Annotated in this window: 20 protein-coding genes; 13 read left to right on the top strand and 7 right to left on the bottom strand. The window is 72.0% G+C overall.

Annotated features, from left to right (window positions below; all coding sequences use genetic code 11):
• The first annotated feature begins 151 nt into the window (after positions 1-151).
• Positions 152-2,128, top strand: coding sequence for a molybdopterin biosynthesis protein (locus E5N76_RS22575; RefSeq protein ID WP_149539595.1), 1,977 nt, complete (start codon positions 152-154; stop codon positions 2,126-2,128).
• A 310-nt stretch (positions 2,129-2,438) separates the two neighbouring features.
• Here the strand turns inward: E5N76_RS22575 and ykgO are convergent, their stop codons facing one another.
• Together ykgO and E5N76_RS22565 are read right to left on the bottom strand one after the other, a co-directional pair.
• Positions 2,439-2,564 carry a type B 50S ribosomal protein L36 gene (gene ykgO / locus E5N76_RS22570; protein WP_043337704.1) on the bottom strand — a complete coding sequence of 42 codons (126 nt, stop codon included), beginning with the start codon at positions 2,562-2,564 and terminating at the stop codon, positions 2,439-2,441.
• A gap of 29 nt (positions 2,565-2,593) precedes the next feature.
• Entirely contained in the window at positions 2,594-2,872 is a 279-nt protein-coding gene (locus tag E5N76_RS22565) for a hypothetical protein (protein WP_149539594.1), read from the bottom strand.
• Between the two features lie 258 nt (positions 2,873-3,130).
• Between E5N76_RS22565 and E5N76_RS22560 the strand changes: the two genes are divergently transcribed.
• Complete coding sequence (locus tag E5N76_RS22560) at positions 3,131-3,343, top strand: hypothetical protein (RefSeq protein ID WP_149539593.1); 213 nt, start codon at positions 3,131-3,133, stop codon at positions 3,341-3,343.
• Positions 3,344-3,358: 15 nt separating this feature from the next.
• On the opposite strand, the gene acdA is transcribed toward E5N76_RS22560, so the two are convergent.
• From acdA to E5N76_RS22535, 5 genes are all read right to left on the bottom strand, one after another.
• Positions 3,359-4,588, bottom strand: coding sequence for a 3-sulfinopropanoyl-CoA desulfinase (gene acdA / locus E5N76_RS22555; RefSeq protein ID WP_149539592.1), 1,230 nt, complete (start codon positions 4,586-4,588; stop codon positions 3,359-3,361).
• A gap of 233 nt (positions 4,589-4,821) precedes the next feature.
• Positions 4,822-5,472: a 3-oxoacid CoA-transferase subunit B gene (locus E5N76_RS22550; protein WP_149539591.1), complete on the bottom strand. Its 651-nt coding sequence runs from the start codon at positions 5,470-5,472 to the stop codon at positions 4,822-4,824.
• Positions 5,469-6,206, bottom strand: a complete 738-nt coding sequence (locus tag E5N76_RS22545) for a CoA transferase subunit A (RefSeq protein ID WP_149539590.1) — start codon at positions 6,204-6,206, stop codon at positions 5,469-5,471. Before E5N76_RS22545 ends, E5N76_RS22550 begins: the two co-directional genes overlap by 4 nt.
• Positions 6,207-6,992: 786 nt before the next feature.
• A complete protein-coding gene (locus E5N76_RS22540) occupies positions 6,993-7,373 on the bottom strand; it encodes a MarR family transcriptional regulator (protein WP_149539589.1) in 381 nt (126 codons plus the stop codon).
• A gap of 568 nt (positions 7,374-7,941) precedes the next feature.
• The gene (locus E5N76_RS22535; RefSeq protein WP_149539588.1) at positions 7,942-8,256 is read right to left on the bottom strand and encodes a hypothetical protein; all 315 of its coding nucleotides are present in this window, start codon (positions 8,254-8,256) and stop codon (positions 7,942-7,944) included.
• A 330-nt stretch (positions 8,257-8,586) separates the two neighbouring features.
• Here E5N76_RS22535 and E5N76_RS22530 point away from each other — a divergent pair, with 330 nt between their 5' ends.
• From E5N76_RS22530 to E5N76_RS29750, 11 genes are all read left to right on the top strand, one after another.
• A complete protein-coding gene (locus tag E5N76_RS22530) occupies positions 8,587-10,020 on the top strand; it encodes an NAD-dependent succinate-semialdehyde dehydrogenase (RefSeq protein WP_149539587.1) in 1,434 nt (477 codons plus the stop codon).
• Between the two features lie 177 nt (positions 10,021-10,197).
• On the top strand, positions 10,198-12,336 hold the full coding sequence (locus tag E5N76_RS22525; RefSeq protein WP_149539586.1) for an acetate--CoA ligase family protein: 2,139 nt from the start codon (positions 10,198-10,200) through the stop codon (positions 12,334-12,336).
• 190 nt (positions 12,337-12,526) lie between these two features.
• Positions 12,527-13,633, top strand: a complete 1,107-nt coding sequence (locus tag E5N76_RS22520; RefSeq protein ID WP_207792077.1) for a Zn-dependent alcohol dehydrogenase — start codon at positions 12,527-12,529, stop codon at positions 13,631-13,633.
• Between the two features lie 11 nt (positions 13,634-13,644).
• Entirely contained in the window at positions 13,645-13,956 is a 312-nt protein-coding gene (locus E5N76_RS22515) for a DUF6166 domain-containing protein (RefSeq protein WP_149539585.1), read from the top strand.
• A gap of 223 nt (positions 13,957-14,179) precedes the next feature.
• Positions 14,180-14,878, top strand: a complete 699-nt coding sequence (locus E5N76_RS22510; RefSeq protein WP_149539584.1) for a GntR family transcriptional regulator — start codon at positions 14,180-14,182, stop codon at positions 14,876-14,878.
• An 82-nt stretch (positions 14,879-14,960) separates the two neighbouring features.
• Positions 14,961-15,779 (top strand): sterol desaturase family protein, encoded by an 819-nt coding sequence (locus E5N76_RS22505; protein WP_149539583.1) that lies wholly within the window; start codon positions 14,961-14,963, stop codon positions 15,777-15,779.
• A gap of 2 nt (positions 15,780-15,781) precedes the next feature.
• Positions 15,782-16,045 carry a hypothetical protein gene (locus tag E5N76_RS22500; RefSeq protein WP_149539582.1) on the top strand — a complete coding sequence of 88 codons (264 nt, stop codon included), beginning with the start codon at positions 15,782-15,784 and terminating at the stop codon, positions 16,043-16,045.
• A 2-nt stretch (positions 16,046-16,047) separates the two neighbouring features.
• On the top strand, positions 16,048-16,857 hold the full coding sequence (locus tag E5N76_RS22495) for an aspartate/glutamate racemase family protein (RefSeq protein WP_149539581.1): 810 nt from the start codon (positions 16,048-16,050) through the stop codon (positions 16,855-16,857).
• 178 nt (positions 16,858-17,035) lie between these two features.
• Positions 17,036-17,677, top strand: coding sequence for a MotA/TolQ/ExbB proton channel family protein (locus tag E5N76_RS22490; RefSeq protein ID WP_149539580.1), 642 nt, complete (start codon positions 17,036-17,038; stop codon positions 17,675-17,677).
• Between the two features lie 3 nt (positions 17,678-17,680).
• Positions 17,681-18,124: an ExbD/TolR family protein gene (locus tag E5N76_RS22485; RefSeq protein ID WP_149539579.1), complete on the top strand. Its 444-nt coding sequence runs from the start codon at positions 17,681-17,683 to the stop codon at positions 18,122-18,124.
• Between the two features lie 15 nt (positions 18,125-18,139).
• Positions 18,140-18,625, top strand: a 486-nt coding sequence (locus tag E5N76_RS29750; protein WP_207792076.1) for a hypothetical protein, incomplete at its 3' end; no start/stop codon positions are given.

Raw genomic sequence — 18,625 nt, 5'->3', positions numbered from 1 at the left:
TCCGGGGCTCAGGCGGCAGGCTCCGGGGGGCCTGGGGAGGCGTCCCTGGGGCCAACCGGCAAGGCCCAGGTCCTGCCTTCGGCGCCGTTCGGCAGCGCCCGGCCCCGCGACGCGATACAAGCATGCTTTCGCCGCCGTAGAGCCCCCGCCGATGACCGACCCCATCCCCCTGCTCGACCGCGTCCGGCGCGCCGCGCGGCAGGAGCAATTCCTCGCCATCCTCAGCGCCGAGGAGGCGATGCAGCGCTTCCATGCTGCCCTCGACCTCTCGCCCCTGCCGGGGGAAGAGGTGCCGCTCGCCGCCGCCCTCGGCCGGGTGGTGGCGGAGACGGTGCTGGCGGCAAGCGATGCGCCACCCTTCGACCGCTCCTCGGTGGACGGCTTCGCCCTGCGCGCGGCGGATACGGCGGGCGCGGCCGAGGGGACGCCGGTGCGCCTCCGCCTGAACCCGGAGGTGCTGGCCTGCGGCGTCGCCCCGGGCATCGAGGTGGCGCCGGGGACCGCCACCGCCATCGCCACCGGCGGCATGATCCCGCGCGGCGCCGATGCCGTGGCGATGATCGAGCATACCGAGCTGGAGGAAGAGGCCGCAGGCCCGGTGCTGCTGCTGGCCCGGCCGGCGGCGCCCGGCGCCTGCATCGGCTTCGCCGGCAGCGACATCGCCCGCGGCGAGACCCTGCTGCGCCCCGGCACCCGGATCACCAGCCGGGAGATCGGCATGCTCGCCGCCTCCGGCCATGCCGCCGTGAAGGTGGTGCGCCAGCCGCGCGTCGCCGTGCTCTCCACGGGGGATGAGCTGGTGCCGCCCGGCAGCCCCCTGCCCCCCGGCGGCATCCCGGACAGCAACGCCGCCATGCTCGCCGCCGCCGTGGCCGAGCATGGCGGGGAGCCGCTGCCGATGGGCATCTTCCCGGATGACGAGGCGGCGCTGGAAGCAGCCGTGCGGGCGGCGCTGGACCGCGCCGACCTGGTGGTGATGTCGGGCGGCACCAGCAAGGGGGCGGGGGATGTCTCCCACCGCATCATCGCGCGCCTCGGCCCGCCCGGCGTGCTGGTGCATGGGGTGGCGCTGAAGCCGGGCAAGCCGCTCTGCCTGGCGGCGGTGGGCAGGCAGCCTTTGGTGGTGCTGCCGGGCTTCCCGACCAGCGCCGTCTTCACCTTCCAGGAATTCGTCGTGCCGGCGATCCGCGCCCTGGCCGGCCTGCCGCCGCGGGAGGAGCAGGCGGTGCCGGCCCGGCTGGCGGTGCGGCTGCCGAGCGAGCTGGGGCGGGTGGAATACGTCATGGTCTCGCTCGCCGAGGACGAGGCGGGCGGGCGGCTGGCCTTCCCCCTCGGCAAGAGCTCCGGCAGCGTGACGGCCTTCGCCCAGGCGGATGGGTTCTTCGCCATCCCGGCGCTGGAGCAGGGGGTGGCGGCGGGGACCCCGGTTTCCGTGCGGCTGATCGGCGGGGCGGCGCCGCCGCCCGATCTGGTGCTGATCGGCAGCCACTGCACCGGGCTGGATGCGGTGCTGGAGGCGCTGGCGGCGGAGGGCTGGCGGGCGCGGACCCTGGCGGTGGGCAGCCTGGGCGGGCTGGCGGCGGCGAAGCGCGGGGAATGCGACCTGGCGCCGGCGCATCTGCTGGATCCGGCGAGCGGCGCCTACAACACCCCCTTCCTGGAACCCAGCCTGCGCCTGGTGCCCGGCTGGCGGCGGCTGCAAGGGGTAGCGTTCCGCCCGGGCGATGCCCGCTTCGAGGGGCTGGACGGCCGCGCGGCCGTGGCGCGCGCCGCGGCGGACCCGTCCTGCCTGCTGGTGAACCGCAATGCCGGCTCCGGCACCCGCATCCTGCTGGACGGGCTGCTGGCTGGGGCGCGGCCGCCCGGCTATGCCAACCAGCCCAAATCCCACAATGCGGTGGCCGCCGCGGTGGCGCAGGGGCGGGCGGATTGGGGGGTCTGCATCGCCACCGTGGCGCGGGCCTATGGCCTCGGCTTCCTGCCCCTGGCGGATGAGGTCTACGATTTCTTCCTGCCGGCAGCGCGGGCCTCGCGGCCCGGGGTGCAGGCCTTCCTCCGCGCCTTGGCCAGCGAGGAGGTGCGAGGGCGGCTGCTTGCCTTGGGCTTCACGCCGGTGGCGGCGACGTAGCCCCGGATAGGGGCGGAGGCCGGACCGCAGGCGCCGGGCGATGGCCGGGCCGGCCGGTAGGCGCCGGTCAACGGCGGCGCCAGGCGATGGCCGGGCCAGCCAGCGGCGGGTAGGCAGTGGCGACGCCGGGCGATGGCCGGACCGGCCGGTACGTGCCGGTCAACGGCGACGCCAGACGGTGCCGCGACCAGCTGGAGGCAGCGCCCTCCGGCGGCTGGACCAGCCCCCCGGACGCAGAAAGCCGCCGCGGCAGGGCCGGCGGCGGCATGGAAGCCTCAGGCGCCGGGCAGCACCGCCCGGCCGCGCATCCTCAGCCCTGGCGGGCCTTCAGCCGGGGGTTCTTCTTGTTCAGCACATAGAGCCGGCCGCGGCGGCGCACCACCACGCAGTTCTTGTCGCGCGTCTTCGCGGTCTTCAGGCTGTTGCGGATCTTCATCTGACCAAATCCAGGAAAGGCGGGGGCGTTTACGGGCGCAGGCCGGCGCTGTCAACCGCTTGGCCGGCCTCGTCCTGCAGCACCAGCGTGTCCTTCAGCAGGGCCAGGCGCAGCCTTTCCAGCGCATCGCGCAGCACCAGCGCGGCCTCGTGGAATTGCTCGTTCGCCGCATCCTCCACCAGATGGTCCAGGCGGCGGATCAGGCTCCGCCGGCGGTTCAGCAGGTTGTAGGCCGCCGCCATCTGGGCATCCGGCCATAGCGAAGCCTGTTCTTTCCGGTCGGGGGCGATGCGGCTGCGCCTCGACATGGAGATCACCTCAGAGTTGCAGGTCCGGGGGGACAACACGCCAAGGAATCCACGCGACGCGCGGCGCTACAACCGCGAAATTCGACCTCACCCGCCGCTTCAGGTCGGTTTAACGCAGTAATGACACGTATGCAGAATGAGTTCCGTTTACGTTCCGGGAAGCCCGGCGGGGACTTCACGGAAGCGCGAGGAACCGCCCGCCCGGCCGGCCCGCCAAGGCGATGGACAGTGCCGAAACATCCATGTCACCTTCCCGGCATGCCGCCGCCGGATGACAGCTTGGACCCCGAGCTGGTCGATGCGCTGCGCGGCGCGGTGCGGCAGCTCACCGGGCTGGCCCAGGACCCGGACGCGGCCCTGGTCGCGCTGCGCCGGCAGCTTCCCCAGCTCCTGCATCCGGGCGCCTGGCCGGACAGCGAGATCCTGCGCGCGCTGGAACAGGCGCTGGCGGAGCTGCGGGCGCCGCGCTGAACGCTGCCGCCCGGCCTATTCCGCCGCCAGCTTCGCCGCCGCCAGCTTGAGGAAGCCGTCCCTGGTCTGCGGTAGCTTGCGGCCGAGGAGCTGTTCCGCCACCTGGTTGCGCAGCACCTGCGCGGTGCCGCCGGCGATCGCGAACATCCTGGCGTCGCGCACCGCCCGCTCCATCGGGTTCTCCCGGCTGTAGCCGGCGGCGCCCCAGAGCTGGAGGGCCATGTTCGTCACCTCGATGGCGCTGTCCGCCGCCAGCACCTTGGCCCGCGCTGCCAGCAGCCGGTCCGGGAAGCCGATGCGGCCGTCCGCAGGACCCGCCGACCGGGCCGCCTGCCAGATCAGGGCGCGGGAGGCTTCCAGCTTGATGGACATGTCCGCCAGCATCCAGCCGATACCCTGGAATTCCGCGATCGGCCGGCCGAATTGGTGGCGCTTCTGGACGAAGCCCAGCGCGTGGTCGAAGGCGCCGGCGGCAATGCCGAGGGCGGCGGTCGCGGCGCCGACGCGCTGGCCGTTATAGGCATCCATCAGCCGGCCGAAGCCGCGGGCGAACCCTCCCGGCGGCCGCAGCACCATGGCATCCGGCACTTCCAGGCCGCGGAAATGCAGCTCCGCCTCCGGCATGCCCTTCAGCCCCATGGAGGGGATGCGGCGATGCACGATGAGGCCGGGCGGATCCCCTTCCCCGTTCCGTACCGCGAGGAAGCCGGCGATGCCCTTCTCCTCGCCATCCTCGATGGCGCGGGCGAAGATGAGGTGCAGGCGGGAGACGCCGCCGCCGGTGATCCAGTGCTTCACCCCGTCGATCACCCAGGTGTCGCCGCGGCGCACGGCGCGAGTCGTCATCTCGGTGGCGGCGGAGCCGGCCTCGGGCTCGGTGATGCAGATGGCGGGCTTGTCGCCGGCCAGGACCAGCTCCGCCGCGAGGCGCTTCTGCGCCGCCGTGCCATAGGCCATGACGGCGCCGATGGCGCCCATATTGGCCTCCACCGCGATGCGGCCGCAGACGGCGCAGGCCTTGGCGAATTCCTCGATGACCAGGACGGCGTCGAAATAGGAAAGGCCGGGGCCGCCCAGGGCGCGGGGGATGGTCAGGCCGAAGAACCCTGCCTCCGTCATGCGGCGAACCATGGGCCAGGGGTACTGCTCGCTGCGGTCGGTCTCGGCGGCCTGGGCGGCGGCCTCCTGCGCGAGTTCCCGGGCGCGGTCGCGGAGGCGCGTTTCGGCTTCGGTCAATTCGGTCATGCTGCGTTGTCCTGCCCTCTGCGGGCATGGTTACCGGAAAGCCGGAGGGGGGCAAATCGAGAGAGGCTCCGCCCTCTGTCGCATCGGACGCAGCGCGTCCGATCCCGCCAAAGGCCGAAGGGCCTTTGGCGACGATGAATTTCAGAGCCGACGAGCCGAGACGCCAAACTCAAGGGTTCCAGGGTCCTTCGGCCCTTGGCGGGTGGGCGTTCGGGGGAGGGCAGCGCCCTCCCTCAACCCGTTGTCAAAGGTGCCGCGGTCTTCGCCTGCGCCTCCTCGAAGCTCACCCCCGGCGCCAGCTCCCGCACCGTGAAGCCGCCGCCATTCGGCGCGAACAGGCCAAGATTGGTCGCCACCAGCGTCACCACCCCGCGCGCCGTCACCGGCAGGGTGCAATGCGGCAGCAGCCGGCTTTCCCCCTTCCGCGTGGTGTGCTCCAGGATGATGAAGACCCGCTGCGCGCAGGCCGCCAGGTCCATGGCGCCGCCGATGCCGCCGCCCAATTGGCCGGCCAGCTTCCAATTGGCGAAATCGCCGCCGGCCGAGACCTCATAGGCCCCCATTACCGTCACGTCGATCCGCCCGCCACGGATGATGCCGAAGCTGTCCGCGTGGTGGACGATGGCCGCGCCCGGATGCAGCGAGACATTCTGCCCGCCGGCGTTCACCAGGTGCAGATCCTCCTGCCCCGCCGGCAGCACCGGGCCGTAGCCGATGACGCCATTTTCCGCGTGATAGATGATGTCGCGGTCGCCGATATCGGTGTTGCTGCACAGTGTCGGGATGCCGACGCCGAGATTGACGATCCAGCCATCCTGGAACTCGTTGGCCAAGCGGTCGGCCATCTGCTGGCGGTCCCAGCCTTTCGTCCCTGTCGCACTCATCGGGCACGCTCCTGCCGGCGGACGGTCCAGAGCCCCTCGGGGGCGGGCGGGATCTTCACCAGGCGCTGGACGAAGATGCCAGGGGTGTGGATGTGGTCGGGGTCCAGCGCGCCGGCGGGCAGGATGTCCTCCTCCACCTCCACCACCACCAGCTTCGCCGCCGTCGCCATCAGCGGGCAGAAATTCCGCTGCGCCAGCCGGTATTGCAGGTTGCCGGCGGCATCGGCGCGCCAGGCGCGGATGAAGGCGACATCGCAGGGCAGCGCGTATTCCAGCAGGTATTCCCGGCCGTTGATGACCCGCGTCTCGCGCCCCTCCGCCAGCTCCGTGCCGACGGCGGTGGGGGTGTAGAAGGCCGGGATGCCGGCCCCGGCAGCACGCAGCCGCTCCGCCAGCGTGCCCTGCGGCACCAATTCGGCTTCCACCTCGCCGCGCTCATAATAGGGCGTGAAGGGAAGCTGGTCGGTGGGGCGGGTGGCGGCGGTGAAGGCGCAGATCACCTTCGCCACCTGCCCGTTCTCCACCAGCATGCCGATATCCGGCATGCGCGGCTGATGCGCCCCGCCCGTGGTGTTGGCGATGCAGGTGAGGCGCTTCGCCCCCTGCTCCAGGATCGCCTTGGTCAGATTGTAGGGCGTGCCCGGGCCGGCGAAGCCGCCGAAGGCGATGGTGGCGCCATCCGGGATATCCGCCACCGCCTCGGCGAAGCTGCCGAAGATCTTGTTCCGCGCCATGGCTGGAGCGTCTCCTCCTCTCGCTTGGGCGGCAGGGTGGCGCGGTCCGCGCCGCGCGTCCAGCTTGCCCGGAGGCGCTGCATGCTGCGCTGGCGGCCATGCCCGCCCCGCTTCGCCTCGTGGCACTGGAAGCCTGGCCGCTGGCCCTGCCGCTCCGCCATCCCATGCGCCTGGCCCCGAGACCGTGCGGGTGGCGGAGACGCTGCTGGTCCGCGCGGTGGATGCGGCAGGCCGCGAGGGCTGGGCGAGGCCTCCGCCGCCCCCACCATGACGGGCGAGTTGCTGCCCGGCGGTGCGGGCGCCGGATGCGCTGCCGCGCTCGCACGGGCTGCGCACCGCCTGGCCTGAAAGATCGCCGAAAGGAGCATCGGCGCCGCTGCCATGACGCATCGGCCATGGTGCTCGAGGAGGTGAGCTGAGCGCCAGCCTCGCCCAAGCGCTGCTGGCGGAGGATGTGGTGGCCGCGCCCCTGGCGCTGCGGGAGGGGGCCTGCCGCCCGCCTTCCGGGCCAGAGCATGGCGCGGTGCCGAAGGTGCAGCGACTGGCCCGGCATCGCCGGGCAGATGAAGCGCCCGCACCGGAAGAACGGGCTCCGCCCCCTGCCCCACCGGCAGGCGCCTTACCCCCGGCACCCGCCAAGGCCTGCCGGCAACCACTCCCGGAGCCCGGCATGCGCTTGCAGGCCGGGCCTGAAACTCAGACCGAGACGGCACTGGCGGCGTTACCGCCGGCAGGCAAATCCGCCGGTCCTTATCTTGACGGTTCTTAAACCGGTCTCCGCGACCATCAGGCCGCGGCAGCGGCGCCGCTGGCCCGGTTGGCCGGCTCGCTGCGCGCAGCGGCGGCCATATTGGCGCGAAGCTCCTTGAGGAAGGTCTGCCCCGCGGCGGTCTGCTGCACGATGACGCTGCGGCGGTCCAGCGGATCCGTCTTGCGGCGAGCGAAGTCGAGCTCGCCAAGCCGGTCGAGCGCGCGGGTGATGGCGGGCTTGGAAACCCGCAGCTCCGCCGCCAGGCCGCGGACCGTATGCGGCCCCTCGGTGAGGTAGACCGTCAGCAGCACCGCAAGCTGGCGGGCCGAGAGATCGGCCCCATCGCGGCGCACCATGGCGAGAATGGTTTCACGCAGCACATGCGCCAGCCCATGGGCATCGTCTGAGAGGTTCATGACCGCTCCTGCTATCCTTTCTGGGTCGCCCCCCGGCGGGAGCGCAGATCCGATGCCAACTGCAGCCGGCGGAGAGCCGCCTGCAGGACAAAGCTAGGTGTATTCCGCAATCGATTACAACCTATTGGGGCATCATACGCGGAACGGCGATGGCTTCGAGAGGAAATGGCGCACGGAATGCGGGTATCGCGAGGGTGTTATCGTTCTTTGTCCAAGTGCCATTGGCACCGGCCCCAGGCGGGAGCGGTGCGGCGCCACCGGCTGCAAAGCGCGGTCGCGCCGAAGCTCGGCGGCTAATGGCGAAGAAAGGGTAAAGCCCGGCGGGGCGGAGGGCTTCACCCCCTGCCGCGCGAACCCATTGCCGAACAAGGAAAAGCCTGCGGGCCGCCCGCATCGGCGACGATGCCGCCGGCCTTCCACGCGCGGGACCCGCGTCTGCTTTTTTCGACGCCATGGCCCCACCCCGTGGGCCAAGGGCGCGGGGCGGCGGTTCCGCGAGGCCACCGCCAGGTGACGGCGCCTGAAATCTGTACTTGGCTTTAGTTCATTTTATTTTCCGGCCGGGGAATCAGCCCTCGCCGGCTGCGGCCAGGGCGAAGCCGGCGGCAATGCCCCAGCGCCCGGGCAACAGCGCCTCCGGCGCCGCGGCGGCGCCCTGGCGCAGATGCCATAGCCGCTCATGCGCCGCGATCAGGCTCCAGACATCCTGGCGACGCCGGCGGATATCCGCCTCCGCGGCCATCGCCTCCTCCGCCAGCGGCAGCAGCTTGCCGGCGAGGTCGAGCTGGCCCGCATCGCAGGCCCGGTGCACCGCCGCCAGGATGGTGTCCGGCAGGCGGCGGCTGCGCCTGGGGGAATGGGGGCGGTCGACGGCGGCGTCCATGGGTTTGGCCTTCATCCGCATCGCCGGGCTGGCGGAGTGCCGGCCCGTCCCGGTCGGCGGAGGCAGACCAGGGCGGAAGGGGCATGTGTTGGCCGGCGGTGAGAGCTGTGCTGCAAAACTTTACGTTGCGCCCTTGGTTTGCGGCCTTGAGCAAGGCTTGCTTGAGCAAGATTTGTGCCAGACCAGCCAGGGCTTTGGAATCAATCCCTTGCGGGGCGACGCCCAGTCCCGCCATGCCCGGCTGTAAAGCCCGCCGACACCCACCCCTTGTCGCCCCTGCCCCTGCGCTATATCCGTATATTTATAACGATCTAAGGCAGGAGGACACCCATGGCCTATCCCAGGCTCCAGCTTTGCATCGGCGGCGAATGGCGCAGCCGCCCCGGCCAGCCCGTGCTGAACCCCCTTGACGACAGCGTGCTGGGCGAGCTGCCGCATGCCACCAGGGCCGATATGGAGGAGGCGCTTTCTGCCGCCGAAGCCGGCCATCGCGCCTGGCGCCGCACCGCCCCGGCAAAGCGCGCCGAGATCATGCAGCGCGCCGCCCGGCTGCTGCGGGAGCGCGCCGACACCATCGCCGAGGCCATCACCCTGGAACAGGGCAAGCCCAAGGGCCAGGCGAAGATCGAGGTGCTGCGCGCCTGCGACATCATCGACTGGGACGCCGAGGAGGGCCGCCGCGCCTATGGCCGCGTCATCCCCGCCGAGCCGGGCATGCGGCACATCGTGATCCGCGAGCCGATCGGCATCGTCGCCGGCTTCGCGCCGTGGAATTTCCCCATCAGCTCGCCGACGCGGAAGGTCGCCGGCGCGCTGGCCGCCGGCTGCGCCATCATCCTGAAAGCCTCCGAGGAAACGCCGGCCGGCGCCTGGTACCTGGTGCAGGCCTTCATCGAGGCCGGCGTGCCGAAAGGCGCGCTCAGCCTGCTCTTCGGCGTGCCGGGGGAGATCTCGGAATACCTGATTCCCCGCCCGGAGGTGCGGCTCGTCACCTTCACCGGCTCGGTGCCGGTGGGCAAGAGGCTCGCCGCGCTGGCCGGGGCGCATATGAAGCCGGCGATCATGGAGCTGGGCGGGCATGCGCCGGTCATCGTCTGCGGCGATGTCGATCCGGTCGCGAGCGCCGGCATCTCGGCCGTGGGCAAGTCGCGCAATGCGGGCCAGGTCTGCGTCTCGCCGACCCGCTTCTTCGTCGATGACGCCATCCATGACCGCTTCGCCACCGCCTTCGGCGAGAAGGCCAAGACCATCGCCATCGGCAATGGGCTGGACCCCGCGACCCAGATGGGGCCGCTGGCCAATCACCGCCGGGTGGAGGCGATGGAAAGGCTGATCGCCGATGCCGTCTCCCGCGGCGCCAAGCTGCTGGCGGGTGGGGAGCGGCAGGGCAATCGCGGCTGCCTCTTCCCGCTCACCGTGCTCTCCGACGTGCCGGAGGATGCGCTGGCGATGCATGAGGAGCCCTTCGGCCCGCTGGCGCTGATCCACCGCACCCGTGATCTCGGCGAGGCGATCGGCAAGGCGAATGCCCTGCCCTTCGGCCTGGCCGGCTATGCCTTCACCCATTCGGCGCCGAATGTGGAGCGGCTTTCCGACGAGCTGGAGGTCGGCAACCTCTCCATCAACCACCTGGTCGCCTCCATTCCGGAGACGCCCTTCGGCGGGGTGAAGGACAGCGGCTACGGCCGCGAGGGCGGCAGCGAGGGGCTGGCCTGCTACACGGTGACGAAGAACGTCTCCCATCTGGTGACTGCCGCGGTGTGAGCCGGGCGCGCGACCATCTGAATCGCGCGTCCCGGGCCATGGCCGGCGCGGGCGGGAGAGCCCCGTCCCGCGCCGGCGCGACGCGGTGGCGCGCCTGCCGCATCGCACCACCGCCCGGTTGACCCCTTCGCCCTCCCGGTTATCGTCGCTGGCCGGGAGCCAAGGGAGGGACGAAGGGTGACGTCGCAGACCGAGACGGGGCCGGAACCGCTTCGCGACCCCGCCAGCCTTCGTCGCCTGCTCTCGCCGCGCAGCGTCGCCGTGGTCGGCGTCTCCGCCGAGCCCACCCGCTTCGGCGGCCGCACCGTCACCAATTTGGTGAATTTCTCCGGCCCGGTCTGGGGGGTGAACCCGAAATACGCGGGCAAGGACCTGCATGGCCGGCCCTGCTACGCCAGCCTGGAGGAGCTGCCCGAGGCGCCGGATTGCGTGCTGATCGCCCTGCCGCGGGAGCAGGTGGCGGGGGCGGTGAAGCAGTGCATCGCCAAGGGCGCGGGCGGCGTCATCGCCTTCGCCTCCGGCTATGGCGAAACCGGGCTGCCGGAGCGCGTGGCGGAGGAAGCTTCGCTGCGCGAATTGTGCCGCGGCGCGGGGATGCCGCTGGTCGGGGTGAATTGCCTCGGCATCGTCGATCATGTGCTGAAGGCGGGCGTCACCTTCATGCCGGAATATGCGCGCATGACGGCACCGGCCGGCGGCGTCGCCATCACCAGCCAGTCCGGCGCGCTCGGCTATGCGCTGATGCAGGCCGCCGAGCGCGGCTACGCCGTCTGCCACATGACGACGGCGGGGAATGCGACCGACCTCGATGTCTGCGACCTCGCCGCCTATCAGCTCTCCATGCCGGAATGCCGCGTGGTGGCGCTGGCCGTCGAGGGGCTGCGCGACGGCCGCCGCCTGGCGCTGCTGGGCGCGGCGGCGAAGGCGGCGGGCAAGCCGATCGTCGTGCTGAAGCTCGGCCGCGGCGAGGCGGGGGCGGCGGCGGCCGTCTCCCACACCGGGTCCCTCGCCGGCAGCGCCGCCGCCTGGTCGGCGGCGTTCAAGCGCGCCGGCATGGTGGAGGTGGAGGATTTCGAAGCGCTGCTGGAAACCGCCGCGCTCTTTGCCAAGGCGGGCAGGCCCACGGCCAAGGGGGTCGCCATCGTCACCGCCTCCGGCGGCGCCGGCATCATGGCGGCGGACCATGCGGAGGCACTGGAGCTGGACATGCCGCAGCCCAGCGCCGCGGCGAAGGCGGTGCTGGAAGCGGCCATCCCGGATTTCGGCGCGGCGCGCAACCCCTGCGACCTGACGGCGCAGGCCGCGAGCGACCCGACCAGCTTCGGCAAGTGCGTGCTGGCGATGGCCGCCGACCCGCAATATGGCGTCATCGTCTATCCGCAGGTCTATTCGCACTACGCGACGACCACGGCGCGTATCAAGGAGATCGCCGAGCTGACGGAGAAGGGCGGCAAGCCGATCATCGTCGCCTGGATTCCGGAGCAGCTCGAAGGGCCCGGGGCGGTGGCGGCCGATGCCTCGCCGGTGGTGCCACTGTTCCGTTCGATGCGGCGGCTGATGCGGGGCATCAGGCTGTGGCACGCCTACCATGATCGCGTCGAGGAAGCGCCGCCTGCGCCGCCGCCGGGGCTGGCGGAAGCGGTTGCCGCGTTGCCCGGCAAGGGTGCGGTGCTGACGGAAGCCGAGGCGAAGACGCTCTTCGCCAAGGTCGGCGTGCCGGTGGTGGAGGAGCGCCGTGCCGCGACCGCCGAGGCGGCGGCGGATCAGGCGGCGGCACTTGGCTTCCCGGTGGTGCTGAAACTCGACAGCCCGGATATCGCCCACAAGACGGAAGTGGGCGGGGTGAAGCTGAACCTCCCGGACGCCGCGGCGGTGAAATCCGCCTTCGCCGAGATCATGGCGAGCGCGAAGCGGCACGCGCCCGAGGCAAGGCTGGATGGCGTGCTGGTGCAGCGCATGTCGCGGAAGGGCGTGGAGCTGATCCTCGGCGCGCGGCGGGACCCGCAATTCGGGCCGATGATCCTTATCGGCACCGGCGGCGTGCAGGCGGAGCTATGGCGCGACGTGGCGCTGGACCTGGCGCCCGTCACCCCGGCCCGCGCCGAGGCGATGCTGCGCAGCCTGAAGGGGTTTCCGCTGCTGGATGGCTTCCGCGGCGCCCCCAGGGCCGATCTGGCGGCGGTGGCGCAAGCGGTCTCGGCCTTCTCGATGCTGGCGGCGGAGGCCGGGGAGACGCTGCAGGAAGCCGAGGTGAACCCGCTGATCGTCGGCGACTGGGGTTGCCTGGCGGTGGATGGGCTGGTGCGCTGCGGCTGAGCGGCGTCTCCCTCCCCCGCTTCGCGGGGGAGGGCCGGGGTGGGGGGTGGCGGGGCTGGGCGAGAACCGCGATGCCGGACGCTGGCCGACCGCCCACGCCGAATTACCGGATGGACGCCGCCCCCGATCCACCCCCACCCTGACCCTCCCCCGCAGGGCGGGGGAGGGAACGACGCAGGGGAGGATATTCATGCAAGCCCGCGCCGCGGTGCTCCGCGCCATCGGCCAGCCCATGGCCATAGAGCGCATTCGCATCGGCCCTCTCGCCTCCGGCGATGTGCTGGTGAAGACCGTCGCCGCCTCGCTCTGCCATACCGATCTGGAGGTCATCGAGGGCCAGCTCGGCCTCACCCTGCCGGCCGTGCTGGGCCATGAGGCGGCCGGCACCATCGCCGCGCTGGGCGAGGGCGTCACCGGCCTCGCCCTGGGCGATCCCGTGGTGCTCTCCTGGAACCCGCATTGCGGCGGCTGCTTCTACTGCCGCCGTGCCCAGCCGATTCTCTGCGAGCCCTATCTCGCCAACGGCCCCAAGGCCGTGCATTTCGACGGCCGCCCCCGCCTCGCCTGCGATGATGGCGCGACGCTGCACCAGCTCATGTATCTCGGCGGCTTCGCGGAGTATGTCGTGGTGCCGGCGCAGCAGGCCGTGCCGGTGCCGCGGGAGATGCCGCTGGATCGCGCCTGCCTGCTCGGCTGCGCGGTGATGACGGGCTTCGGCGCCGCCACCCATATCGCCCGGATCGGCTGGGGGGAGGTGGTGATGGTGCTCGGTGCCGGCGCCGTCGGCCTCGCCGCTATCCAGGGCGCGAAGCTGGCCGGTGCCCGGCAAATCATCGCCGTCGATCCCAACCCCGCCCGCCGCGCCATGGCGGAGCGGGCCGGCGCCACCACCCTGTGCGACCCCGCCGCCGAGGACCCTGCCGCCCTCGCCCGCCGCCTCACCGCCGGCCGCGGCGCCGATGCGGTGATCGAGGCCGCCGGCGTCCCCGCCAGCCTGCGCAGCAGCGTCGAGGCGGTGCGGCCCGGCGGCCAGGTGGTCTGGCTCGGCAAGCTCGGGGTGAATGCGGAGATGCCGTTCCGCTGGGGCGCGCTGATGCAGGAGAAGCGGATCACCCGCTCCTCCTATGGCGGCGCCCGGCCGGCCGAGGACTTCCCCCTGCTGGCGGAGGCCTACCTGGCCGGGAAGCTCGACCTCGACAGCCTGATCACCGCCCGCATCGGCCTCGAGGAGATCAACCAGGGCTTCGCCGCGCTGCAGCGCGGGGAGGCCATCCGCTCCGTGGTGATGTTCCCATGAAGACAGGGCCCATGAAGATCTATGAAGGCGGCCGCGGCCTGGCCGGGGCGGAAGTCACGGTGGATGGCGCGCCGCTCGACCCGCGCTTCGACGTCCGGACCTTCTCCCCGATGGGGTTCGAATGGACCTATGAGGGCGACGGCCCACGCCAGCTCGCCCTCGCGCTTTTGTGTGAGCATCTGGGCGACCCGGCGCGCGCTCTGGCCCTGACCGAGGGCTTCATGCGCCTGGTGGTGGCCGAGCTCGACAATGCCTGGATGCTGACCGGCGAGGAGATCGCGGCGGCGGTGGCGGCGCTGGAGGAAGGTCGACCGACCAGCTAGGGGGCACGCGCCGGGCCGGCTCCGACAGGCGCGGAACACGGCACCGGCACGCGCGGCACCCCGGACCTCACCCTCCCTAAACCCGGCTTTCCGCAGGGCGACATAGCAGCGGGCGTCATTGAATATCCCGCTGATATATCTGATGCGCAAAGTGTGGGGGGAGTCCGGGTTGCTTGTCAACTATGGTTGCGCCCGGCGCGCTCTTCCCGCAAAAGCTGCTGCGATGCGAGAAGCTACTACGCACCCGAAACAGGAGCGCGCACCCCTGGGCGCCGCCGCCGACAGCACCCTCACCGAACAGGCTTACCGGGCCATCGAGGAGGCGATCGTCACGCTCGACCTGCGGCCGGGCGAGGCAGTGAGCGAGGCGCAGCTTTCCGCCCGCTTCCAATTCGGCCGCACCCCGGTGCGGGAGGCGCTGCAGCGTCTAGCGCGGGAGAAGCTGGTGCGCATCCTGCCGCGGCGCGGCATCGTGGTGGCGCCGGTGGATGTGCGGGAGCAGCTGCGCCTGCTGGAGGTGCGGCGGGAGGTGGAGCGGCTGATCGCCCGCCTCGCCGCGCGCCGGGCGGATGCGGGGGAGCGCCGGCATTTCCGCGCCCTGGCCGAACGCATGGAGCAGGCCGCGGCGAACAATGACGGCACGGCGTTCCTCTCCGCCGACCGGTCGCTGAACCTGCTGGTGCTGGAGGCGGCGCGGAATGAATTCGCCGCCGCCGCCATGGCGCTGATGCACGGGCTCTCCCGCCGCTTCTGGTTCATCCATTGGCAGCGCAATGCCGATCTGCCGCGCTCCGCCGTGGCGCATGCGGCGCTGGCCATGGCGATCGCCCAGGGCGATGCGGCGGGCGCCGCCCGCGCCTCCGATGTGCTGATCGACTATATCGAGGCCTTCACCCGCGCGACGGTGGGCCCGGAGCCCTGAATTCCCCGGCCCCATCGCTCGCTTGACCCTGGCCGGCCGCGCGGCTGATATGTCAGCCAGCAGGGAACAGGAAACGGCCACCATGGACGGCAGCCACAGCAGCCCCGAGGCCCTGAAGCGGGAGCGGCTCTCCCGCCGGCAGCAGGCCTTCCGCGCGGATTTCCGGCAGAAGATCGGCCGGCTCTACCATGGCTGGGCGCATGTCGCCCTCATCTACGCCATCGGCGGCGCCGCCATCTGGTATTGCGCCCGGCAGATCGGCTCCCCCGCCTGGTACGAGTATCTGGTGATCCCCGTCGCCTTCCTCGGCGCCAACGTCTTCGAATGGTGGATCCATAAATACGTCATGCACCGGCCGCTGCGCGGGATGATGGGCATCTACAAGCGCCACACCCTGGCGCACCACCAATTCTTCACCGAGAACGAGTACACCATCGACAACGCGCGCGATTTCCGCATCGTGTTCTTCCCGCCCTACGCCCTCATCACCTTCCTGGCGATGTCGCTGCTGCCGGCCTTCGTGCTGAATGCGGCGGGCTTCCCGGATGCGGGGTGGCTGCTGCTGATCACCAACACGGCGCTCTACCTGAACTACGAGCTGTTCCACTTCTGCTGCCATGTGAAGGATGACCGGCTGGTGCGGCACATCCCCTTCGTCAACACCATCCGCCGCCACCACGCCGCGCACCACAACACCGCCATCATGATGGAGCGGAATTTCAACCTCACCTACCCGATCGCCGATTGGCTCTTCGGCACCAGCGATCTGAAGCGCGGGCTGCTCGGCCATATCTTCAACGGCTATGATGCGCGGCATGTCCGCGGCGACCTGAAGCGGGTGAAGCACACGCTGGACGACCCGCGGGCCGGAAGGCCGCGCACCGCGATGGCGGCGGAATAGGCATGGCCGCGCATTCGACCTCGCGCGACCGATTCACGCCGCGGGGCTCCGCCCCTCCGCGATCGGGCGCGCTCAGGCCGCTGGATGGCGGCGGCATCAAGACCTCCCGCGCCTCGCTCTTCGGCGGCATCGCCGTCGCCATCGGCGTCTTCGTGCTCTGGGTGGCGATCGCGCGGGAGCTGGCGGCCGACACCCCGCTCTCCCTCGCGGCCGGCGCCACGGTCGGCGCGCTGATCGGCCTCTGGATCTGGAAGGCCGATCTCTGACCATGCGCCTCTGGTACCAATCCATGACGCGGCCCGCCGCCTGGCCGGCCTATGCCGAGGCGCTGCGCCGCACGTTCGACCGTGCCGCCGACCCCGGCACCGAGATCGCCATCCACGGCATCGAACAGCGCGGCGGCATCGGCGACCAGTATCGCAGCCTGGAATTCATCGAGACCATCGAGGTGCTGGAGAATGCGCAGCTCGCCGAGGCGGCAGGCTTCGACGCGCTGCTCCTCGGCAACATCGCCGACCCCGGCCTCAGACAGGCGCGGGAGATGCTGTCCATCCCCGTCCTCGGCCTCTGCGAGACGGCGCTGCTCACCGCCTGCCAGATGGGCGCCTCCATCGGCCTCGTCATCGCCAATGACAAGCATCACAGCCGCATCCTCGAAAACGTCGCCCTCATCGGGCTGACGTCGCGCGTCGTCGCCGTGGAACGCATGCGGGTGGATCGGCTGGTCGATCTCGACGCCGCCTTCTCCCCCGGCGAGGCGCGGGACCGCGTGCTTGCCCAATTCGCGGAGGCCGCCGAAGCCTGCGTCGCCCGCGGCGCCGAGGTGGTGATCCCGGCCGCCGGCGTCGCCATGGTGCTGCTGGCCGAGGCGGGCGTGCATGAGGCCGGGCGCGGCGCCCCGGTGCTGAACGCCGCCGTGGCGCTGCTGAAGGCGGGCGAGGCCGCGGTGAAGCTGAACCGCCTGATGGGCGGCCGCTTCACCAGCCGCCGCGGCGCCTATGCCCAGCCCCCCGCCGGCCAGATCGCCGAGCTGCGCCGCGCCTACGGGCCGGTCTTCCCCCGCATCCCGGAGGGCTGAACGCGCCCGCGTGGCGGCGGCCTGGCGAGTCCGCCAGCCGCATCCGCCGGCCTTGGCGCCGGCCTCGCGGGCCGCTGGCCGGCCGTCCCCTTCCCCCCTCGCTGCGCCGGTCTGCCCTGCACCTAGCGCATGCCTCAGGCAATTTGCAAACGACTCGCAATTACGGTTACTTGCCGCGATGCAGCACGCCCTCCCCTCCCCGCTCGAGCTCTTCCTTGCCGCCGACCCGGTGGTGAAGGGTGTGATGCTCGCCCTGGTCCTCGCCTCCCTCGCCTGCTGGACCGTCATCCTGGAAAAGCTCGCCACCCTGCGCCGGCTGCGGCGAGAAGCCCACGCCCTGGCCCAGGCGGAAGCCGGCCAGACCGGCGCCGCCGGCCTCACCGGCGCCGTCATCGGCGCCGTGCTGCCGGAATGGCGCCGCGGCCAGGGCGCGCGGGAGACCGATGGCGAGTATCGCCAGCGCCTGGAAATCGCCCTCCGCCGCCCCGTCGCCGCGGCGATGAAGCGGGCGGAATCCGGCCTGCCCATCCTCGCCACCACCGGCTCGGTCGGGCCCTTCGTCGGCCTGTTCGGCACGGTCTGGGGCATCATGAACAGCTTCGCCGGCATCGCTGCGAGCCAGGACACCAGCCTCGCCGTGGTGGCGCCCGGCATTGCGGAGGCGCTCTTCGCCACCGCCATCGGCCTGGTCGCCGCCATCCCGGCGGTCATCGCCTATAACCGCTTCGCCGTCGGCCTCGCCTCGGTGCGGCAGGAGGCGATGACGGCTGCCTCCGAGCTGGCCCTGCGGCTCAGCCGCGCCGCCCCGGCGGGGATCTAGCCCATGGCGATGCAGATGCCCGGCGGCGGTGGCGGCGGGGATGACGACGACGCGGCGCCGATCGCCGAGATGAACGTCACCCCGCTGGTCGACGTCATGCTGGTGCTGCTCATCATCTTCATGGTGGCGGCGCCGATGATGACGGTGGGCGTGCCCGTCCGCCTGCCCCAGGCCACCGCCAGCCGGGTGCCGATGCCCACCCAGCCCATCACCGTCACCGTGGTGGCGCCCGGGGAGATCTACCTGCAGGAGAACCGGGTGGAGGAGGCGGAGCTGCCCGCCCGCCTGGCCGCGGCGCGCGAGGGCCTGGACCCGGCCCCTGCCGTGCATCTGCGCGGCGACAAGGATGTGCCCTATGGCGAGGTGCTGCGCGTCCTCGGCGGGCTGCGCGGCGCCGGCGTGGACCGGGTGGCGCTGGTGGCGGACCCCGCCCCGGCGCGGCGCTGAGGGCGGGGGGCGGCGATGCCGGACGGCTCCCACTTCGTCCTTCCCCCTCGTCAGTCGGCGCCGGACCGTACCCGCGCCGTGGCGGCGTTGGCGGCGGTGCTGTTGCACGCCGCGGCGCTGGGGGCCCTGCTGCTGCCCCCCGCCCCCCTGCCGCCGGTCGAGGAGGTGACCGAGGTCGAGATCGCGATGCCGGAGGCGGAGCCGGAACCGGAGCCCGAGCCCGAGCCGGCCCCCGAGCCGGAGGCTGCCCCGGCGCCAGCGCCCGAGCCGCAGGCCGCGCCCCCGCCGCCCGATCCCGCGCCGGAGCCACCGCCCCCCGAGCCGCCGCCGGAGCCGGAGCCGCCGCCTCCGCCCGAGCCGATGCCGGAGCCGCCGCCGCCTGAGCCGCCGCCGCCGGAGCCCGTGCCGCCACCGCCCGAGCCCACCCCGGAACCGCCGCCGCCCGAACCGGTGCCGGAGCCGACGCCGGAATTGCCGCCGCCCGAGCCCCCGCCGGAGCCG

The organism is Siccirubricoccus phaeus, assembly GCF_008360935.1.
Classification (GTDB): Bacteria; Pseudomonadota; Alphaproteobacteria; order Acetobacterales; family Acetobacteraceae; genus Siccirubricoccus; species Siccirubricoccus phaeus.
This window is presented reverse-complemented; position numbering and strand designations above follow the sequence as displayed.